The sequence below is a fragment of the Leptospira licerasiae serovar Varillal str. VAR 010 genome (genome assembly GCF_000244755.1).
Lineage (GTDB): Bacteria > Spirochaetota > Leptospiria > Leptospirales > Leptospiraceae > Leptospira_B > Leptospira_B licerasiae.
In genome coordinates this window covers 111,567-133,698 of sequence record NZ_AHOO02000005.1, presented here as the reverse complement: position 1 = coordinate 133,698, position 22,132 = coordinate 111,567, and the positions used below count along the sequence as shown (strand labels likewise).

Sequence of the window (22,132 nt, the reverse complement as noted above, 5' to 3'; positions counted from 1 at the left end):
GATTTCAAATTAAGGTAAGATCAGGTCCTTCCAGTCTTCTCCTGGTTTAGGAGGAGATAAATACACTTCTCCTTCCGAGTATTTGTTCTTATTCTTTCTCCAAAGGAAAAGTTTAAGATCAGCTTCTTCTAAACCCGTTTTTAGAACTTCTCTTAATTCGGAAACAGATCCGAAAGTCCCGTCTAAAACTCCGGAATTTTTTGCATCGAAGTCGGCCCTGGACTTTTTAGTAAAAGATTCGAAAAATTCTTTTTGGATAGATTCAATTTCTTGAATATTCCCGTCTTTTCTGAGCGCTGAAACTTTCGCTCCTTGGAATAGATCGAATGCTGAATTTCCGCCCATAACAGCAAGAGTTGCTTCCGCTAAAGAATAATATGCGATTCCGGGTCTTAAAAATCCGCTGAATGCGTGGATCTGTCTTCCTCCATAATTTTGTCTTAATACGATGGAAACCACGGGAATTTCGGAGAGAACGTTCACATCCAAAGATTCTCCGCCGATCTGCTGTATCCTTGCTCTTTCTTGTTTGGTACCTGGAACGAAACCTGGTGCATCGGAGATCATTAATAAAGGTATGGAATGTTTGTTTACAAACTCGGTGAATACTCTGAATTTTTCGGTGCCCGGCGCATCGGGAGAACCTCCTCCTTTCGGTTGATCTGCGATGATTGCAACGGTTCTTCCTTGTATTCTTCCGAGTCCTGTAATCAGACTAGAACCCGGGTCCCATTCTCCAAATTCTAAGAAAGTATTCACGTCTAAAATTTTCAATACGACTTCTTCTTTCATATCGTAGGAAACTGTGATCTCTTTCGGAAGTCTGATCTCATTTTTGTTAGGAGAGGAATTTTCGATTTTTCTGTGATTCATCAAATGAAAGAATTTTTTAATGATCTCGTATGCTTCCTGTTCGCTTTTAGCGGTAAATGTTGCCCATCTTTTTTTATTCGAAAATTCTTTGCGGGCGGAAGGTTTACTTTTTTCATTCGGTTCTAAAAGTAAACATACGTCTGCATTTGAAGTAAGTTCTGAAACCCTAAGTCCTTCGGGGTTTTTTATGAAATGTAAACAAGCTCCTTCAAAACTTTGTAACGATTTTTGGAAGTCTCTTCTCGGTCTTAAGGAATCATAATCGTCCAAATGAGAACTTCTAAACCATTTACTTCCGTAGACTAAAAGTAGACTAGCTCCCGTTTTTTCGGCGATCCGAACGGATTCTTTCGCTTTAATAATACATGGAAGAGAATGAAATCCATCATTAGTTCTCGGTCCCATCGATAGGACGGAAGCTTCTCCCAATCGAATGAATCCGGACACTAAAGATCCGGAACCTGAATAGTTTTCTTTGATAGGCAAAAAGAATCCGCTCTCTGAGTGATGGATAAGTTCGTTTTCATCTAAAATATTCCAATTTTCTGATATGACTCTTTTATTTTTCTCTTTTTGAGAAGGTTTGCATCCTAACAAAGAATCCTGGATCCTTCTAATGATCCAAATGAGTTGGATCTTATCGTTAGCGACAAAATCAACGGTGCCAGTAGCCTGTCCCATGATTTTAGCGCCGCCGATCTCGTAATTGGTAAACTTCTCACCTGTTACGGATTCGATCACGGAAGATCCGGTTAAAACTCTATAGGACTCGTCTTCATTTAGTAGAACCTGCAACGATGCTTGGGAAGAGCCGTAAACATCCAGTCCTGTAGAAGAGCCGGTTCCGACCGCGACTGTAAAACAAAGATTAGGTTTATCTTCCGAGTTATATTTTCTGAATTCTGATCCGTATTTTTTTTCTGTTTCGGAGCACACTTCTTTTAAGATAGGGTCTGAGTGTGATTCGATTGCGGCCCTGAATTCGGATGCTTTCAAGCCTGCGCTTAACAGTGAATTCATGAAAAATCCTTCCGCTGCTCTATTCAAAGAGACCATTCCTTCCTTAATATTAGCTCCTGCTCCGTCGTTCCAAATATATAAAGGAAGGTCTTTTCGATATGCATAATAAGCGGCTGCGATATATTTTCTCCCCTCTATATCACCTGTGGCGCCGCCTGCGACTCTCGAATCTTTAAAAAAACATAATGCAGGTTTTCCGCCGATCTTTCCTTCGAATATTTTTGCTCCGGGGATATAGATCTCTTCTTTCCCGGTTTTAGGATTTTTTTTGAGAAGTCCGTCAGTTCCGGGAATGGTAATTTCCTTTGTAGAATCCTTATCAAATACTTCGGAAACCCAGCACTCTAAGGGCCATTTCCCTTTTTGGAAAACCGTTAGATCTTTCGGATCAGTTCCTTTACAATAAGGGAATCTTGGATCATTGGGATGAGCAATGTCCATTCTAAGCTTTCCATCTTTAAAGAAGAAGGAAAGCGTGACCGTTTTTTCGGTATTTTCCGGAAGGAAATCCATTGTGAATTGGCTATACAATCCATGCAAGAAGAAGCGAAGAACGGAACCTGCGGATTCCATTATATTATTATAATTGAATACATCTTCTTCGTTTGAACCCGGATCGAATTTGACTTTGAATCCGGAAACAAGTACTTCTAATCTAAAAATATCTACTTTTTGGAATATTTGGGAACCTTGTAAAATACATGCTCCAACTTTCGCAGTCGTTTCCAGATCGAACCTGGAAGTTGTCTTTTCAGGTTTAGCTACTAAAGTTGAGAAGAGTATATATTGTTTTTCTTTTTTTGTTTCCAGGAAGTATAGAAAATGTCCGGGGTTAGGAGAATATAATCTTTTAATGTTTCCTTGGGTTTGCCAGTATTCTAGTTTCTTTCGGATTTGAGAAGTGAGAGCCTCATCAAAGTTTTCCGGAACTAATGGCAAGTTTTCGGAAAAAGATTTTTTAAATTTTCCTTCTAAGATTTCGGATCTTTCCTCGGAGACGGAAGACCAAGGAGATTTTAAAAAGCGCACATAATCGAAGACATGTTTTCTAGAAATGGTTGCATCTCCCCCTTTAAATTTTTGGGGGCGATTTCCTCTCGAGTTTAATATTCTTCTGACTGTTTTTTCGAGGGAACTTTCCTTCTCTCTTTCCTCCAAATATAAGATGCCGTTCAATGCAAGGTCTATGGAAGGAGTAGGTGGAGCATAAATGGCAAGTTTTTCCAAAAGTTTTGCTATAAGCTCTTTTCCTTCTCTAAGATTTGCATACGCTTTTACTAAGAATATAAATGCATCTTTTTGGCTTTTGGTCCTTCTCAGAGGGTTCCAAGGTTTTATACCATAGTAATGGAATGCATTCGATAAAAGTTTTTTCGTAGTCTTTGGAGGATTGTATCCTTCGGTGTCCCATTCGGAAAGCGCTCTTTGTATTTCTCCATAATGGGAAAATTTAGTCCCAGGGTCGGAGGAGAATATTCTTCGCACTAATACATGGAATTTCAAAAGTTCTATATAGAAGTTTCCCCAAAGACGATTCTCGGAATCGGAAAGTTTAGCAAATTCGAAATTAGAAAGTATAGAATCTATTTTTTCTATCGCATCTTGTTCTCTGAAGGTTCCCAATATCCAGGACTTCAATAATGCTCTTAGATCGGAACCTGAAGTTTTTTGGATGGGTGGAAGCTCAAATTTCGCATCGGCTTCAATAGAAGACCAAATTTCCCAGATAGAACCGTCGGTAGCATTATAATTTTCTAATTCATTTTCGATTTCCGATTTTTGCTCCGTTTCAATTTTAGCGAGAATTTCACCTTCGCTTAAACCTTTCCCCAAAATCATCCCAGAGGCAGTAATTCCTCGTACTAATCTGTTCTTATCTCCGTGTTCCAATAGATAACTCAGCTTTCCGCTGACAGGCGATGTAAGGATCGTCTCCATTTTCATCGCGGAAATAACTAAGATCGGATCACCTTCGTGAATGATTTCTCCTTCTTTCCATATGTCGTTTGTATGGGGGTTGTTACATATCTTTACGAATGTTCCTTGGAATGGAGCGCGTAATATGCCTTCGTCGGATGTGTTATTCTTTTTATCTTTGGATAGAATGGAGAATCGGACGTACCTTAGTTTTCCTTGTCTGTCCGGAAATCGCACTAAATGAAAGGAAGGTCTGCGATCTACTCGAACAGGAATGGTTCTACCTCCGAATTCTACTAAAAATTCTTCGCCCAATTCTCCGCGGACGGACACTCCTATGATACCGGAATCTTTTCCGTTTAATAATGCCCTATAACTGGAAATGGAAGTACGGAATAATCTTGTTTTATAAGTTTTTGTTTCCGATCTTAATTCAAATTCGTAAAGAGAGTATTCTGATTCTTGGGAGTGCAGTAATTTAGGAAGGTCTCTATCCCTAAAAGATCTTTTCAAATCGTTTTCGGATATAAAGACTGATTCAGCAAGAGAGCATATGATTGCACCTTCTTCTTCCGATTCCTTCTCCGCTTTCGTTAGCTCTTCATTATTAGATAAAATTAAATTATCATATTCTCCCGAACGAAAAAGATCATGTCGTACCAGTTTGATCAATTGTTCAATATTTGTTGTGATACCCCGGATGTATAGATCTGAAAGGGCTCTTTCCATTCTTAGTAAAGCTTCTTCTCTCGTGGTCCCTGTAGTGATCAGTTTTCCGATCATAGGATCGTAATCGCCTAATACTCTATCACCTTTTCTGAATCCGAAATCGCAACGCACTCCGTTGAATGTAGGTAGTTCAAGGTCTTTTATTTCTCCGGGAGAAGGTGAGTAATTTTGAAATGGATCTTCCGCATAGATCCTACATTGAATAGAATGATTTCTGTCCGAGAATCTTCTTCTGACCACAGAATCGTAAGGGATCTCTTGCTCTCTTCCATCGAAAAATAGAATTTGCCATTTTGCTAGATCAATGCCTAAAGATTGATCCGTTACAGGATATTCTACCTGTAATCTGGTGTTCATTTCTAAAAATCCGAAATTACCTGTTTCACAGTCTAGTAGGAATTCCACTGTCCCAGCTGCGCATCCTTCCGAATAGCCTGAGATATGAGCAACCCTTTCAGCGGAGGACAATAATTGTAGCAAGGTCCTATCGTCTAAAAAAGTTTCTCCGCTTTCTTCTACAACTTTTTGGTTTCTTCTTTGCACCGCGCATTTTCGGATTCCAACCGCAGTAGAGTTGAAAATTTGTACTTCGAAATGAGCGGGTCTTTCTACATATTTTTCAAAAAAGAAGGTTCCGTTTCCGTAAGATTGGATGCCGATCCGAACTGTGCTTTCTATTGCGGGAATCAGTTCTTTGGAATTTCGTACGATTACCATTCCCTTTCCGCCGCCGCCGCTGTCCAATTTGATCATAAGCGGATAGCCGATCTTTTCCGCTTCTTGGATTGCGATCTCCTTCCCGTCGGCAATCGGTCCACTTCCTGATAAAAGTGGAATCCCGTTGTCTAAGGCCAGTTTTCTGGCATCTAGTTTGTTGCCCACTTTCCTCATTACGGAAGCCTTGGGGCCCATAAATATTATATTTTTATTATAGATCGAGGAGGCTTCTTCTAAGGATTCTACGAATTTGAAATCTTCAGATAAAAATCCGTAACCTGGATAAACCGCATTCGCATCCGAAAGCAGAGTCGCTGCTATTATAGTCTGTGAATTCGTGTATTTATCCGAACTTCCGATATAAATGATCTCGTCTGCGGATTCATACCAGGATTGTTCCCTGTCCGGGTCTGTTACTACTGCAACAGAACGGATACCTTCTTCTCTTAACGCTAAAAAAAACCTTTTAGCGATCTCTCCTCTGTTTGCGATCAATACCTTTTTAAGTGTCCCTTTTCTGTCCGGTAAAATTTCCTTTTTTTCGGAACGTCCAGGGTTTAAAATTTTCAGGTCCCTTATGACTGAATCTATTTCAGGAATACTTAATATTCCTTGGGTAAATGAATCCGGCTCTGGTTTTCTTGTGGGTATCATTCGCTTTCTCCTAAAATATCAGGAGGACTTCGGAAAATGCATAATCCCCCGTATGGCTGATGCTTAACCGGATAGAATTCGGCTTTAAGTTGTTTAGATAAGTTTCGAAATTCCCGTAAAAACGAAAATAAGGACGACCATAATCGTCATTGCGTATTTCGATTTCCGAATAGTTTACGGTTAAATCAGGTTTTTGGAATAAACGATAACCGTCTATTGCCTTGATCAATGCTTCTTTTGCGGCGTATCTTCCTGCGAAAAAACTTGCTCTTTGGTTTTCAGGTTTTGTTTGTCCTTTCTTTCTTTCCCATTCCGTAAAAGTGATTTTAAAGAAGAATGTGGCCTTATCGTGCAAGCTTTCCTGGAACTCGGGAATAAAAGTAAGATCCACTCCTACGGAAACGGAAGGGTTCCCTGTCGAATTGAAACTCGGGAGAAGTTGTGATCCTAATTTCATCATTTCTCTCCTAGTTTGGATCTGTATCCCGCATCTAATAAGATGCCTATTTCTTCTTCTTGGAAGTAGGACTTAGTATGTCTTTCATACATTGGTTTTCCTAATCCCATTCTGATCTCATGGTATCTGTTTCGATATTTGATCTCTCTTTTTCTTCTTAACGCCAGATAGGCCTCTCTTTGTTCGAGGGTGAGTGCAGCTAAGAAATAATCGGAATGAACGAAAAGGCAAAGCGCTCCCACATGTCCGAAGCCTAAAGTTGTCAACATTCCGGCCTTAATATTATGTTTCCCGAATGGAATGCTTTCGTCGGTAAAAGTGATGAATTGGTAATCGTTCATATCCGGATCCACTTCTTCAAGGTTCCTATTTCCGGTTACGATACCTTCTTCCAAAGTTTGTAATATTCCGATGGTTTGCCAGGCCGCCGCTCCTCCTTTAGAATGCCCGGTAAGTGATTTTTGAGAAACTACAGGTAACAGGTTTCCTGGAGTTCTTCCTAACTTGGATAATAGATTATACAAAAGTTTGTTTTCATTCTTATCGTTTGCTTTTGTAGAAGTGTCATGTTTATAGGCTACTCCTATATCATCAGCCGTAAGTCCGAAAGCCGCTAATGCATTTCTTAAAGGAGATTTTTCTTTTTCGGATTCGGCTCCTAAAGATAAAAGTCCCAATCCAGGTGCAGGAATAGAAGCTTGTATCCCATCGGTCTTAGAGCCTGCATATGCTAAAATTCCGTATACAGGGAGTCCTGCTTCTAGGGCCAAGTCAGCTCTTGAAAGAAGAACGACTCCTCCTCCTTGGGATTCCACGAATCCACCTCTTCGAATGTCGTTGGGTCGACACATTCCTTTCGGATCGATGCCTTGTTCCGACATCTCAATGCTGCTTGCGGTAGCTTGCATATCGCCGAATCCGACCAAACTTTCCATCGCGAAATCGTCAAAGGCTCCGGCTAACATAAAGCCCGCTTTACCTTCTTTGATCAAACTTGCCGCCATCTCCAAGGATATTCCGGCGGTTGCACAGGCTGCGACTGGAGTTTGGACAGGGCCATATCCCCCTACATAGGAAGTGAGCGCCCAAGCTGTCGTAACGTTGATAAGAGATTCTTGTAACGCGTCATGCTGTCTTTCCTTTCCGAGGAGAAAGTCATGGAACATTCTTTTAAGTTTACCCATTCCTCCCATACCAGAGCCTACAGTAGAACCTACAAGTCCCGGATGTAGGAACCTATATAATTCCATTGGCTCCATTCCGGAACGTAAGAAAGCCTCGCATGTGCAGTAAAGATTATATACCGTGATAGGATCAACCTGAGCGGTTAGATCTTTTGAAAGTCCGTATTTTGCGGGGTCCCAGCCTTTTGGGATCTGTCCTGCAACTTTCCTATTGAAGTCGGAAGCTTTTCTGGCTTTGATTGTGCTCCCTTTTTTCCTTCGCACAAACCATTTGTCTTTTTCCGAATCATGATAGATTTCCGTAGCTTCCGGTTCCGCGTTCTTGAATTCCTCCGCCTCTTTGGAGTTTGAGACAGGAATAAAGAAGTCTTCTTCCAAGACTACGTCTACAAAGGAGAATAACGTGGATGGATCAAATCCTACACATTCCTTATCTATGATGCGGATCCCAGTATGAGTTAAGATCCTATCTTCGTATTTGGATTTGATTTCCCATTCAGAGACTGCCTCTCCTGTTTCAGAATCAGTCCAACTTCTTCCTTTATCCGCGGCTTGGTATTTTATAAAGCCCATCATCCAGGCAAGTTCGAGCGCTGCTTCTAATGAAAGTGTTCCTGATTTTTCCAATTCCCATCTCGTCATAGAGCTTCCAGCAGGCCCTAATTCGGCAAAGCCTACGACACAAATTGTTTGAGATAGATCTAGTTCCTTTAAATGCCCGATCTCGTTCAGTTTTGTTTGAGAAGGGACGGCAGGGAACTTATACACTTCCTTGGGTAGGAATTCCCTCGTTAGAGTTTCTTGTTTTTCTAATATAATTTTGCTCTTAAGTGCAAAAGTTTCCTTCTTTATTTTTGCTTCCGAGAGAATGTCTCCGCGAATTTTTCCTAATTTTTTTCCAAGATCGGTTTGAGAATCCAAACCGCCCGTAAAATTTGCCTTAGTGATCTGTTCTGAAGAATGGAATACGCAAGTATGGATCAGATTTGCTAAAAGTAATCCCATCTCTCTTCTAGAGAATGTAACTACTCCTGATTTTTCTTCTAATGCTTGGGCAACAAGATCGTTATCCTCCATCAGGCCTGTTCCTCTAACCCAGCCGATTACACAACCATGGATCCTTGTATTCTTTCCCCAATCATCTTCTTCCGAGAATTTTTTACGGAACAAAGTCTCAAGACCTAGTTTAGTTTCCGCATACATTCCATCTCTTCCAAAGATTCCATGATTCGGAGAAAGAGGTAAGATCACATGAAGTGGAGAAGTTTCCGTAGGTGTGTTCTTCACTCGTCCTAGAGTTCCGATCAGTTTTTCCACGCCAAGGAGCATGACTCTCAAAGATATTAAAGAAGAATCATCCAATTGTGATCCTGTATTTTCTTCTCCGACTGCTCCGAATGGGATTAAAACATCAGGTTCCCAATCTTTTTGGATTAGCCATTCCGATAGGGAACGTATGTCTTCGAATGACCCTTGGGAAAAAGGAACTAATGAAAGAGAAGATCGTTTGGACCCGTACTTTTGGAATATTCTTTTATAAAACTTAACTTTTTCAGCGGAATAAGAAGTGGTAGTTAGAATGATATCCGCACCGCCTGCAAGTAACACGAACACAGTTTCTAACGCGATAGAATTTGGACCGCCACCAGTGACTAAAACTTTCAGACCGGAGAAAGAGACTCCTTCCTTGGACGAGCTTGAAATAGAATTTAGAATCGACTCGGTCTCTTTTTGATTTTCTGCCCAGCTTCCTCCTTGGTCCTTGCTTACTCCGATGGAAATTTTTCCTTTGAAAAAATCCATTAAATTAGTAGAATATTCTACTTCTTTAAAGTTTAGGTTGCCTTCTTCGGAGATCTCAAATTTTGGACGCAGTACGGAATTTTCCGCTTGGAATATCGGTTTTTTATTTTGATCCCATTCGGAAGATAGTAATCTTAAGTATTCTCTTTTATGACTAATATTCTTCTTCTCTTCCGGAGATTGGATCTCATCTTTCTCAAAAATTTGATCCCAATATCCTAAAATCTGGGACAATAGAGGACTTGCGTGATTCGCAAAATACTTTTCTTCTTCTGAACTGAACCGGATCGAGGACCCGGTCCTAAGTTTATTTAGACCTTGTAATAGTTTTTTCTTTGCCCACTGTTCCGAGTTGGAAAAACGAACAATTTTCTTTTCCTCGAATAAAGAAGAAGGAGTCGATTCCGTCTGGGCCTTCTGCCTTGCTTCTTGGAGAATGCTCAAATCCTTTATTAGAAATTCTGCAAATGGATCTTCTCCTATAAGTCTAGATTGGAAGTTCCTGATTGCCTTTCCAAAAATTCCTTCCGCTGCAAAATACTTTCTCTCCAACTCTTCCAGAGCTGCAGCATCTACTTTTGCTCCTCCTCCGTATCCGGAATTGTTTGCGGATAATTTTCCGATCCGTATTCCTTTGGATTGAGCGAACAAATCCACCGCTTTGTCTAACCATTTGGATGCGTCTTTAGAATTTCCGATCCGGGAACTTAATGGGATGGAACTCAAAGCTCCTTTTCGTAAAGATTCTCCTTCTCTTACTAGTAAAGGGAGAAAGATACTGATTGCAAAAATACCGGAAGCGTTTAAGCCTCTTTCTTCCTTTAAGTGTTTAAAAACTTCCGTTCTACCGAAATCGGGAGGAAAAAACTTCTTCAAGGTTTCTTCGAAAGAAGTCCTTAGATACGGTCCCGGTTGTGTATAAGCGGACTGTTCTTCTAGGGATTTTAACAGATCCTTTAAAGATTTTTCATGAGCTCCGTCCAGACTTGTGGTTTTGAATTCGGCTCCTAGATCCGCCATCACTTGATTTCTTTTAGAAGAATTCCCTCCGAATAAGGTATCTATATTTTCATCTTCGGAGATCTCTTCTGGTCGAATTCCCGCTTTCAAAGAAAGTAATGCAAATAATGCATCCTTCTTTGTCAGATTTACGGAAGCCTCTTCTCCGCCGAATTGTTGGAGCTCTTGTGAGGATTCTTTGATTTGTGTTGAAATGTTCTTAACCTCTAACTTTTCAACAGGAGTTTCTGTTTCAATCGGTTCATGGATTTCTGTGAGTTTTGAAAATTCTGCAGATTCACAATCGTCTAATTCGGAAAAGACTAGGTTCCGATTTTCCTCTATATGCAGGATTTCAAAGGAAGAAGGGTCCGAAATTTCTCTTAGAGTTTGCCTTGCCATTCCTGCGAGATCTCCCCTCGCACCAAGGTCTATCAATCTTCGAACTTTTAGATCTAGGAAGAATTGATCTTGTGTCTTGATCCATTGCACCGGCATTGCAAATTGATACGCAAGTAATTCGATGAGTAGGATTCTTCTAATCTCTTTATTGGAAAGATTTTGATCTTCTTTTAATATCCTTTCTAAGATTGGGCTTCCTGAAACTTCCCAAACGTGTTTTATAAATTCTTTATCAATGGAAAATGGTCGGGCAACTAGGTTGGGAATATATTTGCCGTCCAATTCTTCGAAACCGGAAATTTGAGGAACATTCGCTTCCAGAGTTTTTCTGAATTCCGCGACTCCGTTTACCAAAACCCTTGAATGGAAAGGTACATCTATTCCTTCCAAACGAATTGTGGTCTTTTTTCCTCTTACGATTTCTTTAAAACGGTTCTCCATTTCAGTGAGAGCTTTCAGATCTCCTGTCACAGAATATTGTTTGTCTCTTATGTTTAAGTTGACGACTTCAAGAGGAAGGCCTGTCTCTTCTTTGATCTGAGACACAACTTTTAGAATAGTTTCTTCGTCCAGTCCTACATGACGATTTCCTAATACTACGCTCATCCCGAAAGGACTTCTTCCTTGTTTGTCCCTTGGAACCAAACTTTGCATGGTAAGCCCTCTTCCATACACGATCCGGATCACGTTTTCTAATCCTAAAAATCCTCTAGCCGACAGAGCCGAGAATTCTCCAAGGGAATGTCCTGCAAAAGGAGCCTCTGGATCTAAGAACCCTCTTTCTTTCAGAATCTCCCAGTCCGCCATGGACTTAGTGACCAAAGCGACTTGCGTAAATTGAGTTAGATTAAGAACACCCTTTGGATGACTCCAAACCTTCTTGCCTACTTTCAATACGGTCGGATTTTCTTGTACGATTTTTAAGAGGGAGAAGCCTAACTCGCTCCTTGTAGTGTTTTCAGCTCGTTGCCAAACATTTCTTGCTTCCGGAAATTCATCCCGAAGTTTCATTCCCATTCCTTGGGACTGAGAACCTTGGCCGGTAAATACGTAACCGGTTTTTTTATGAGAAACGATCGCTTTTGCGCTTAACTTTCTTTCTCCATTCCTATTCTCTAATCTTATAGCAAGAATTTGAGATCCTTTCTTTTGCGAAACGTGAACCGCCTCTAAAAGTAATTCTTCGCCTAGATACACAGGAGCTTCGAAAGTTTCCTCAAAGGATGATAACCTGGACGGGTCTCCTTGACAGACATCCATTACGATTTGCTTAATTACTCGCGAAGAAGTCCATAGTCCGTGAACGATCCTATCCTTCCATCCAGCATATTTTGCAAAATCTATATCTGTGTGTATCGGATTTGTATCTCCGGAGGCTGCGGAATATTCGCTCATATCCGAAGGAGAATAAAAAGTCTCGGAAATAATCTTATAAGGTTTAGTAAGCGGTATCTCCGAGTCTGCTTCCGTCAAATTGGAGAAGAATCGATCAAAGGTGGTTGGAATTCCAACAAAGGTTGTTTCTTCTATTTTGAATTTTCCCCACTCTTCAGAATGGGATCCTGAAATTTTTTCGATCGTACCTTCGATTGAGTGAAGTTCTTTGTTTTCCTCTAGTTGTAAAACAAGACGCTTAGTCGAAACGAATTTCAATTTAGTTCCGACTACGCTCGCTTCCTGGTCTTCTTTTTTATAAATCCAAGGAATAGAATTAAGAAGATTGGATTCCGCCTCCGAATTGATCCGAATACTTTTTTCGAAAGGTAATGAATCGAATTCATCGAATTTAGAATAAACATCTCTGATCAAAAATCCGGTTTGGAAAGAGCAGACCTTCTTTCCATTTTTTGAAATTTCTCCCAGGATCTGAATTTCTTGTCCTGAGCCTAATTTACGGACTTTTGCAAGTCTTGCTTTCGATCTTAACTTGTCTCCGGGAACTAACTCATTTGCTTCTTTTTCCCATTTGAAATTTTGGGAGAAGTGGAGAAGTCTAAATAAATTCTTATTTTCTAATGTAAATAAAGGAGAAAGTAATACCTTCCATGCAAAAGCAGTACTCATTCCAAGAGGAGGATTTGGATCCGATTTAAGATCCGCTCTTCTTAATTCCCCGATTGCTTTTCGGAAATTTAAAATAGATTCCTTGTCGATTACGATCTCGGATTCTATTTCTTGCGAAATATTATTTGGAGAGCTGAGAGCAAATTTTTGATCCAATCCCCATGTTTTTAAATAAAGATCAAGACCGGATTCTTCTCTAAATGTAAGATCTTCTTCTATAAATACGCCTAAAGTTTTTCCTGAACTAAACTTTCTCTGAAAAGGGATAGCGGTCCCGTTTTTGGGATCGTAGAAGTAAAGTTTTAGCTCTGCAGAATCCTTTTCTGAAAGTTTTAATTCTACTTTTAGTTTGTTCTCTTCCCAGACTTGGATCAGTAACAATTCTTCCGAAGCGCTTGTTTCCCAAACAAATTTTCTGCCAATCCGCGGTTCAAAGAATAATTTTAGATCGGATGAAGATCGGCCAATTTTAGGAGATCTTAATATAGCGGTTAGGAATCCTTTTCCTAGTTCTGCTAAAGTTAAGATCCAATCATTCGGGGTTATATCGATGTTATCGAATATTGAAATTGAGTTGTTTCTGATTTGATCTTCTGGGAATAAATTCGGGAAATTTTTCATTTTGGGATCCGAATCGAACAGATCTTCCCAATGAATTTGTTTAGTTTTAGAGTTTTCTAAATTTACTTCCAAAAAGTTTCGGAAGATAGAGGATACCGGTTCGTTCGCTTTATGAATTCCTTTTATCGCTTTTGGCCCGGGGATCCAAGCGCAGGAATCCGGTTCCATACCTACACAATGAGAATACCACAGAGAGTCAGACCTGATCCACTTAACTATGTCTTCGTCAATGACAGGGATGAAGTTTACGGGCTTGCCGGGCCTTTTGCAAACATCAAAGAAGAATATAATATCTTCCGGTAGTATAAGGATAGTATCCGCGTTTTTATATCTGTTATTCCATTCGTTTAGAAAAACGTTCGGATCGAACTCGGATCTTATTTCTTCCAGTATGGAATTTTGGTCTGTAGGTTCGGAGATACGAGCTTCGAATCTTTGCACTAATTCTATGAATCTATTTCTGAAACTTTTATCTATAAAAGGATGATCCGGCCAATTTCCTTCCGGAGAGATCAGTCTTTGCCCAGGACAGCTTAACTCTAAATATCTAGCTAGAATTTGAGTGTAGCTCATTTCTTCTAGATTGCCGAAATAGGGTTTAGCAGTGGAATTGATGAGAGAAACCAAATCGTTCTTTCTGGATAGAACCGCTTTTTTAGCGTCTTCAGTTTCCTTTCCTTTTGTGAGTTCTTCTGCAAGGAATGAAAGTTTGGTCCAAGTATTTTCTGCGTAATAAATTTCGGCGCCTAATCCGGATCTTCCCGAGATTACTCCCCCTGCGTTCTTTCCTTCCTGAGTAGTTTTCCAATTCTCGGAACCTGAGATCTCTACCAGCGCTTGTTTAATTTTTTCTGATGTAGCGCATTCTTTTGCAGCCATGAGCCTGGTTCCTAAGAACACAGCGTCTACAGGCATCTGATTTTTTCCCGCCCATATCCCGAATAACCAAGATTTGGAATCTTGAGGCTCTGCAATTCCTCCGCCGACCGCCAAGATAATATTCTTACAATCTCTGATCTCGCTATAAGTAGACCGGACCAGTTCTTCTAGATCTTCCCAACTATGGTGACCTCCAGCTGCTCCTCCCTCTATCTGCATTAGAATTTTTGAATCCGGTATCCTTTTTGCAATGGAGAGAACTTGTCGGATCTGTTTTTGTGTTCCGGGCTTGAAAGAGTTCAGCCAAATCCCGTGAGCTTCAAAATCTTTTAATATACGAACGGCTTCCTCAGTTTCCGGAATACCTGCGGAGATTGTGACTCCTTCGATAGGAGCTCCTTCACTTTTGAGTTTTTTTACTAATGGAACTTGCAGATTCCATAAATAGGCATCTAAGTATAGGAGATTGATGACTATACTTACTCCAGGAGGCAATTCTTTTCGAAATATATCCATTCTCTTTCTAAATAGCTCTTCGGTTACTTGTCCGCCTCCTGCCCATTCTACTAAGTATCCGTCTTTAGCGGCCGCGATGACAATTCCGGGTTCGACTGTAGAAGGAGTCATTCCTCCTCCAAAAATTGGAGCCCTTCCTGTCCAAACGGAATAATTGTTTTTTAGAAAAACATTCCCGTTTGGAAGTTCTACAGTTTCCGGTTGGAATTCTTTCCATGATTTAGGAAATTCTAAATTAGTTTCTTTAGTAAAAGACCTGTATGACTCCGATTTGCTTAAGTTTCGAACGAGATAGGATTTTCCTTTGAGCATAGGAGTGCATAACTTTTCGGCGTCTATTCCCGGACCGAATGAAATTAGTAAAATTTTACTTTCTTCATTTTCTAAACTTCCTAAACAGATTTCCCAATCCAACATTTCCGCTACTGCCATTCTGGATAATGCGAGTGCGATGTCTGATTCGGTCCTGAGATCTCTTCCGTCCCTCGTATCATATAAAGGAATTTTTAGATCGGATTGTTTCGGATTGAACCCGATCCTTTTCACGTCTTCTTCTAAAAGTACCGGCACTCTTCTCAGTAGGGGGCAATGAAATGGGGCGGAAATTTTGAGAAACGCCCAAGAGTCAAGGTTTGGAATATTATTGCTTATAAGATGACTTCTGAATTCCAACAATGATTCCGGAGAACCACAAACTACTCTTGCCTTTGGTCCATTCTTTAAACCTAAATACACGGTATCTTCGGCGCTCTTATTTAGATTAAATTTTTCTAATTCTTGGATTAATAGGAGATCATCCTCCGACTTTAACGCCGCCATGGGGGAGGCGACCTCATCCGGTTTTAAAAACTTTTTAGCGGAAATATCCAATTCTAAAATGGGGAATTCTTCTTGGACTCTAATTCCTAAACTGATTAGATTTCTAAGTATCAGGGACAAATTTTTTAAAAACGAGTTCTTATCTGGAGAAGAAGATAATAAAAATCCTGCATAGACTCCTTGAGAATGGCCGAATATACCCGAAGTCTCATTAAATAGATTTTCCCAGTCGGATACGTTTTGGAGTATTCTATATAGAGCCGAGGCCTGAGCCAAAAAGATTAGCGGGATACTGTAAGAACAATTCTTTAAGATAGAATGATCTGGAGTCAGTTCGGGTTGGTCTAACCAATCTTTTAAGTGAAAGCCTAACGGTAATGATCTTATAAGCCTGTCTTTATGAATAGCCTTACATTCCTCATCGATAGAAGAGAAGACAGTATGCCAAAATTCTGAATGAGAGTGGCCTTCTTCATAGAAAGAACGTAACTCAGGAATAGGATCTATTCCTTGTCCGGCAAACGTTACGAATGTTTTAACTGATTGAGCGGAAATGTTTTTGAATAATGATGATGCTTGTTCGGAAGATAAAGCTCCGCTTGAATAATTCGTTTTCATTTAGTGATCCTTCCATTTTATTTTTCATTTATTAATAATCATTTGAAATGGAAGAGTTTACGTTTTGATTTCAAGAAAAAAATTTTTTACGCTTAATAAAATCAAGATCGTAATTCGCGAACGCTGTTTTGCGGAATGTAACAAATGCTATACGTATCTATTTTCCTATTTTATAATATGAATGCATAAATATTATGCTGATGAACATTTGTTAGTTAAATAAGTTAGCTAACGATCGTTCGTTAAATGTGTTTGGTTGTTCATTTATAAGTCTTATTTTTCTATATTAAGTTGTTAAATTAATGAACATATGTTTACAAAATATTATAAAAAAATAAAATGATTCAATGGGATAGGGAGGTTTGTGTGAGAAAATATATATTTGGCAGTATTTTATCGATCGTTTGTATGTATTCGATCTGGGCTTATTCTTTTTTGGGAAATTCATCGGATAAAATTGTTTTAGGGATTAGTTCTTATTCTTACGGAAAGGATTTTGGCAAAGGGAACCTGATCGGAGTGGAGCCTTTTATGACTCCTGGAGATTATTCCAATCGCAAGAGATTTTTAGAGAAGACGGAATCCTATCTTATAAATGCAAAACAGTCGGGTTGGATCAATGATAAGACGATTTTTGTTTTCCCGGAATATTACGGGACTTGGTTGGTAGTATCAGGAGAAAAATCTTCCTTATATACTTCTCCCGACTTGCAATCCGGCATGATATACTTCATTCTCCGTAATCCTTTTTCCTTTCTGTTTCATCTTTTTACTTCTAAGGAGAACGATAAGATACAAGCTTCTATATTTAAGATCAAAGCTGACGATATGAAAAAGATCTATGAGAGTAGTTTCTCCTTTCTTGCTCAAAAATACGGAGTTACGATCTTGGCCGGCTCTATTGTTCTGCCTTCTCCTTCTGTTGAGAACGGAAAAATTGTTTTAGATGCTTCTTCTCTATTCAATACAAGTTTTGTCTTTGGAAAAGACGGCTCCGTTTTAGGGGAACCGGTTCGTAAAAAGTTTTTAACGGAAGAAGAGAAGCCGTTCTTGGATTCTAATATAAAACCGGGAACGGTTATAAATACCCCTGCCGGAAAAATGGGGATCCTTGTTTGTGCGGATTCTTGGTATCCGGAGTCTTATTCGAATCTGAAAGAGTTGGGTGCGGATTTTATAGCGGTTCCGTCATATGTCAATCGAGGAGAATTGTCTGTATGGGACCAAGCTTGGGCAGGTTATAATGGAGAGAAAAATCCTTCCGATGTGGATCCAGGGGATATTGGAAAGATCACAGAAGGGCAGGCCTGGAAAAAATACGCTTTGGAAACGAGAGCCGTCCGATCCGGATTTAAGAATGGGATCAATGTATTTTTACAGGGAAAACTTTGGGACTTGGAATCGGATGGTAAAGCCTCTATTTTAAGGAATGGAAAGCCGGAAATCGTCTCGATTCCCGAGTATAATAAAAATCGAATATATAATCTTTGGCTTTAAGATTTTAATTTACTTAAAAAATCCGAAAAAACTCCGCTGGTGGGCAAAAGTATAACTTCTCCTTTTTTTAAAGGAACCTTTGGAACCATGTATTCTATTCCTGCGAACCAAGGAAGGAAATATTTACTTATCGCCATTACTCCGGAAACGTCGAACCCGGTAGTGGAGATGACCTTAATTCCTTCGAATCCGTCTTGGTAGATCTTACGTATCATCCAAAGGCCTGAGGTCTGGGTTTCCATAGTGATGTCGGTGATGATGGCTTTGAGTTTATGTTTATTTGCAAGATATAGATCCCAGCCTTGAGAAGCGTCTAATGCGCGAAGGACTTCGCATCCGTTTTCCTGCAAATAGGTCTTTAGATTATTCGCATAACGATCATTATCGTCTACTACAAGAACTAATGGTTTCAAGGTAGCATCCCCGCTCCGGCATATTGGTTATCTGTGAGTTTTCTATAAAGACCGTTTTTCTCCATTAGAGAAGTATGATTTCCTTCTTCTACAATTCTTCCGTTGTCCATAACAAGTATACGCGGAATGTCTTTGATGGTAGAAAGTCTATGTGCGATTACGAATGTAGTACGGTTTGCGAACAATCTGCGGAATGCGTCACTGACTAATCTTTCCGACTCTGCATCTAACGCGGAGGTGGCTTCGTCCAAGATCATAATTTCCGGATCTCTTAAGAGTGCTCTTGCGATCACGAGTCTTTGTCTTTGGCCGCCTGAAAGATTTAAACCTCTCACTCCTAAAATACTATCGTATCCGTTGTCCATTTGTTTAATAAAGTCATGCGCATGAGCAAGTCTAGCGGCACGGATCACATCTTTTCTATTCGCTCCCGGTTTGCCATAAGCGATATTATCCGCCACTTTTCCGTGGAATAGGAATATGTCCTGGGTCACGATCCCTATCTTATTACGAAGATCTGCGAGAGAAAGATCTTTTATATTCTGTCCATCGAATTCGATGGAACCTACGCTCGGATCAAAGAATCTTGGGATTAAGTCCATCAATGTGGACTTCCCACAACCGCTGGCTCCTACGATCGCGATAGTTTCTCCGACCTTTACCTTCAAGTTGATATCTTTCAGGACTTCTGCGTTCGTTCCCGGATAAGCGAAGTTAACACCTTTGAACTGAATGGAATCCGTGACTCTTTCGACTTTTACTTTTTCTTCTTCGCTATGATCTTCTGTTTCCAGATCTATGATCTCGAAGATCCTTCTTCCGGCGATGATCGCTTGGGAAATTTTTCCAACCATCTGAGAGAGTTGTGTTAAAGGGCGGAGAAGGAAAAGAAGTGTGAGAAGGAATACCATGAATTGTCCGACTGTGAATGGAGAACCCACATTTCCAGCGAGAATATACCTAGCGCCTAATGCAAAAAATCCAAGAGCGACTAAAGAAGAAGTCAGCTCCACCAAACTTGGCGCGATCTGTAGATAGTACTGTCCTTTAAAATTCCTACGATAAACGTTCTGATTTATCTTCTGGAATTTTTCCTTTTCGTATTTTTCCGTATTAAAAACGCGGATCACTTTAATTCCGGAGATCATTTCTTGTAGATTTGCGTTCAGATCCGCAAGTTTTTCTTGGAATCTTTCCGTGGACCTTGTGATCTTCTTCGTGAATAAGGTGACGGGCAGAATTACCAAAGGAACGATCCCGCACGCGATAAGAAGAAGTTCCGTATTCAAATAAAGTAATACTAAAAGGTGAGTGATAACGTAGAAAAAGTTTATCGTAGCGTCCCTAAAATTAGAGGAGATCACCGCTGCCACTATTTCCACATCGTTGATGATCCTGCTCATCAAAAGCCCTGTTTTTTCTTTAAAGAAAAAAGTAAGAGGGAGCATTTGGTTTTTTTCGAACAGTTCCTGTCGGATATCCCGGACAGCCCAATAACCTGCAGTAGCGAGACAATAAACCGAAGCAAGATAGGTGATCAGCTTGAGGCCGTACAAAGGAAGGATCAAAAGGCAAACTGCCCAAACCACTTCCTTAGGTTCCATGTATTTAGTGCGTCCGTTAGACCATCTTTTAACGTCGATCAGTACTTTTTTAGCTCTTTCTACAGGATTTAATCGTATTTCTAAATTGGATTCCTCTTTAGCGATAATCTCCTGTTCTGCTTCAGTGAATTCGAATTGAAAGCGGGTGTTCGGATCCGCAGCCATAGTATCAAAAAGAGGAATGATGGAAGTTAAGGAGACTGCATTTAAGATAGCAGTCAGAAGAGCAAATACGATCCCTAATGAAAATCTGTACTTATAACGTACTGAATAGCTCATTAAGCGGAAAAAGATTTTCATTTGAATTATGCTTCTGAAACGATCCGGGAAAAGTTTCTTACCAATTCCAATCCGTTTTGGGTCATGATAGATTCCGGATGGAATTGAACTCCATATAAATGAGGTTTTGTTTTATGACGCACTCCCATGATAATCCCGTCCTCCGTCTTGGAGGCGACTTCTAATACATCAGGAAGACTTTCAGGTTGGATCACAAGAGAATGATATCTGGTGGCTAAGAAGGGAGAAGGCAGAGACTTATAAATATCCTTACCATCATGTTCTATCAAACTTACTTTTCCGTGCATGATACTAGGAGCGTTTACGATCTTTCCACCATACACAAGTCCTATGGCTTGGTGACCTAAACATACTCCTAAGATCGGTAATTGTCCCGACAGTTCTTTTAGAATATCGATACAAACTCCTGAATCTTCGGGACGTCCTGGACCTGGACTTAGTATGATCCCTTTAGGAGCCAATTTTTTTATCTCGCTCAGGTCTATCTTATCGTTCCGATAAACTTCTACCTTGTTGCCGATCTGCGAAAAATACTGATACAGATTATATGTAAAAGAATCATAATTGTCTACGAGAAGGATCATCTATTCCATTCTCCTTTCAATCCGTTCCTTGCAAAGTCCACTGCTCGGAGTAATGCTGCCATTTTGTTTTTGGTCTCTTCTAACTCGCCTTCGGGAGAAGAATCGTAAACTACTCCGCCGCCGGCTTGGACGAATGCCTTTTCTCCGTAAAAAGAGATGGTGCGGATCACGATCGCCATGTCGGTATCTCCTTGGTAGGAAATATAACCCAAGGCTCCGGAATAAATTCCTCTTCTGGTTCTTTCCAGTTCGTCTATGATCTCCATAGCTCTGATCTTAGGCGCGCCTGACACAGTTCCTGCCGGAAGTGTGGCGCGGAGAAGATCGTATACCGATTTTCCTTCTTCTAAAATCCCGGAACATTGGCTCACGATATGCATAACGTGGGAATATTTTTCTATAATTTTAAAGTCTTCGACCCGGACACTTCCAGCCTCGCATACTCTACCTAAATCGTTTCTTCCTAAGTCTACGAGCATAATATGTTCAGCGATCTCTTTGGGATCCGCCAAAAGATTTTCTTCCAGAAGTTTATCCGCTTCCGGATTGGCTCCTCTTGGTCTTGTTCCTGCGATAGGTCGGAGGTAAGTTTTTCTATCCTTACATTTTACCATGATCTCCGGAGAAGATCCCACCAAGGAAATATCATCCAACTTTAGGAAATACATATAAGGACTCGGATTTACCGTTCTTAATCCGCGATATACTTGAAAAGGAGGAACTCCCGGTCGGAATTCCAACTTTCTAGAAGGAACTACTTGGAAAATATCTCCCGCGTAAATGTACTCCTTAGCTTTCTGTACCGCTTTTTTATAATCCTCGTCTGGAATATTAGGAATGTATTCCAACTTTTCTTTGGATTCGCGCGGATGTGCGACCCAACCAGGGAGTTCTCCTTCTCTGATCTCTTTTTCGATCGCATCAATTCTTTCTAATGTAGCTTCGTAACAAGCTTTAGGATCTTCGTATTCTGAAAGACGTGCATTCACTACGATCCTTAAAAGACGATCCACATGATCTACTACCAAGACCTCGTCATATAGCGCGAAGTATGCATCCGGAGCCGGTTCGTCTTCCGGCTTAGTATCCGGGATATTTTCATAATAACGGACAGCACCAAAGGAAAGAAAACCTACTGCTCCTCCCTGGAAAGAAGGAAGCCTATGATCCGGAACGTATTTGTCGTCTCCCATTGAATATTCTAATAGGAATAAAGGATCATAAGTAATGATCTCAGTCTCGGGTTCTTTTCTTTTGGAAACATAGAATAGTCCGTTCTTACCGTAGACCAATCTATAAGGATCTTTTCCTAAGAAGGAATTCCTACCTACATTCTCTCCCCCTTCTACCGATTCTAAAAGGAAAGAATGTTTGGCCTCGGTGCCTCCCCATTTTGCAAAAAGGGACACCGGGGTTTCCAAATCCAAGAAAACCTGTTTGAAAACCGGGATTAAATTCCCGG

General features: G+C 40.3%; 8 protein-coding genes. 1 reads left to right on the top strand and 7 read right to left on the bottom strand.

Annotated elements, in window-relative coordinates:
* Positions 1-9: 9 nt before the first annotated feature.
* Genes LEP1GSC185_RS01025 through LEP1GSC185_RS01015 form a run of 3 tightly spaced genes read right to left on the bottom strand, consistent with a single transcriptional unit; the run spans position 10 to position 16,272 of the window.
* Complete coding sequence (locus tag LEP1GSC185_RS01025) at positions 10-5,910, bottom strand: carboxyl transferase domain-containing protein (protein WP_008591732.1); 5,901 nt, start codon at positions 5,908-5,910, stop codon at positions 10-12.
* Between the two features lie 10 nt (positions 5,911-5,920).
* Complete coding sequence (locus tag LEP1GSC185_RS01020; protein WP_232298415.1) at positions 5,921-6,370, bottom strand: holo-ACP synthase; 450 nt, start codon at positions 6,368-6,370, stop codon at positions 5,921-5,923.
* The gene (locus LEP1GSC185_RS01015) at positions 6,367-16,272 is read right to left on the bottom strand and encodes a type I polyketide synthase (RefSeq protein ID WP_008590590.1); all 9,906 of its coding nucleotides are present in this window, start codon (positions 16,270-16,272) and stop codon (positions 6,367-6,369) included. Before LEP1GSC185_RS01015 ends, LEP1GSC185_RS01020 begins: the two co-directional genes overlap by 4 nt.
* A 366-nt stretch (positions 16,273-16,638) precedes the next feature.
* Here LEP1GSC185_RS01015 and LEP1GSC185_RS01010 point away from each other — a divergent pair, with 366 nt between their 5' ends.
* Complete coding sequence (locus tag LEP1GSC185_RS01010) at positions 16,639-17,769, top strand: nitrilase-related carbon-nitrogen hydrolase (RefSeq protein WP_008590798.1); 1,131 nt, start codon at positions 16,639-16,641, stop codon at positions 17,767-17,769.
* Here the strand turns inward: LEP1GSC185_RS01010 and LEP1GSC185_RS01005 are convergent.
* Genes LEP1GSC185_RS01005 through trpE form a run of 4 tightly spaced genes read right to left on the bottom strand, consistent with a single transcriptional unit; the run spans position 17,766 to position 22,091 of the window.
* Positions 17,766-18,182, bottom strand: a complete 417-nt coding sequence (locus LEP1GSC185_RS01005) for a response regulator (protein ID WP_008589402.1) — start codon at positions 18,180-18,182, stop codon at positions 17,766-17,768. The genes LEP1GSC185_RS01010 and LEP1GSC185_RS01005 overlap by 4 nt on opposite strands.
* Complete coding sequence (locus LEP1GSC185_RS01000) at positions 18,179-20,086, bottom strand: ABC transporter ATP-binding protein (protein ID WP_008591374.1); 1,908 nt, start codon at positions 20,084-20,086, stop codon at positions 18,179-18,181. Before LEP1GSC185_RS01000 ends, LEP1GSC185_RS01005 begins: the two co-directional genes overlap by 4 nt.
* Positions 20,087-20,091: 5 nt before the next feature.
* Positions 20,092-20,670: an anthranilate synthase component II gene (locus LEP1GSC185_RS00995; RefSeq protein ID WP_008590226.1), complete on the bottom strand. Its 579-nt coding sequence runs from the start codon at positions 20,668-20,670 to the stop codon at positions 20,092-20,094.
* Positions 20,667-22,091, bottom strand: coding sequence for an anthranilate synthase component I (gene trpE / locus LEP1GSC185_RS00990; RefSeq protein ID WP_024863952.1), 1,425 nt, complete (start codon positions 22,089-22,091; stop codon positions 20,667-20,669). The genes LEP1GSC185_RS00995 and trpE overlap by 4 nt, the downstream gene beginning before the upstream one ends.
* Between the last annotated feature and the right edge of the window lie 41 nt (positions 22,092-22,132).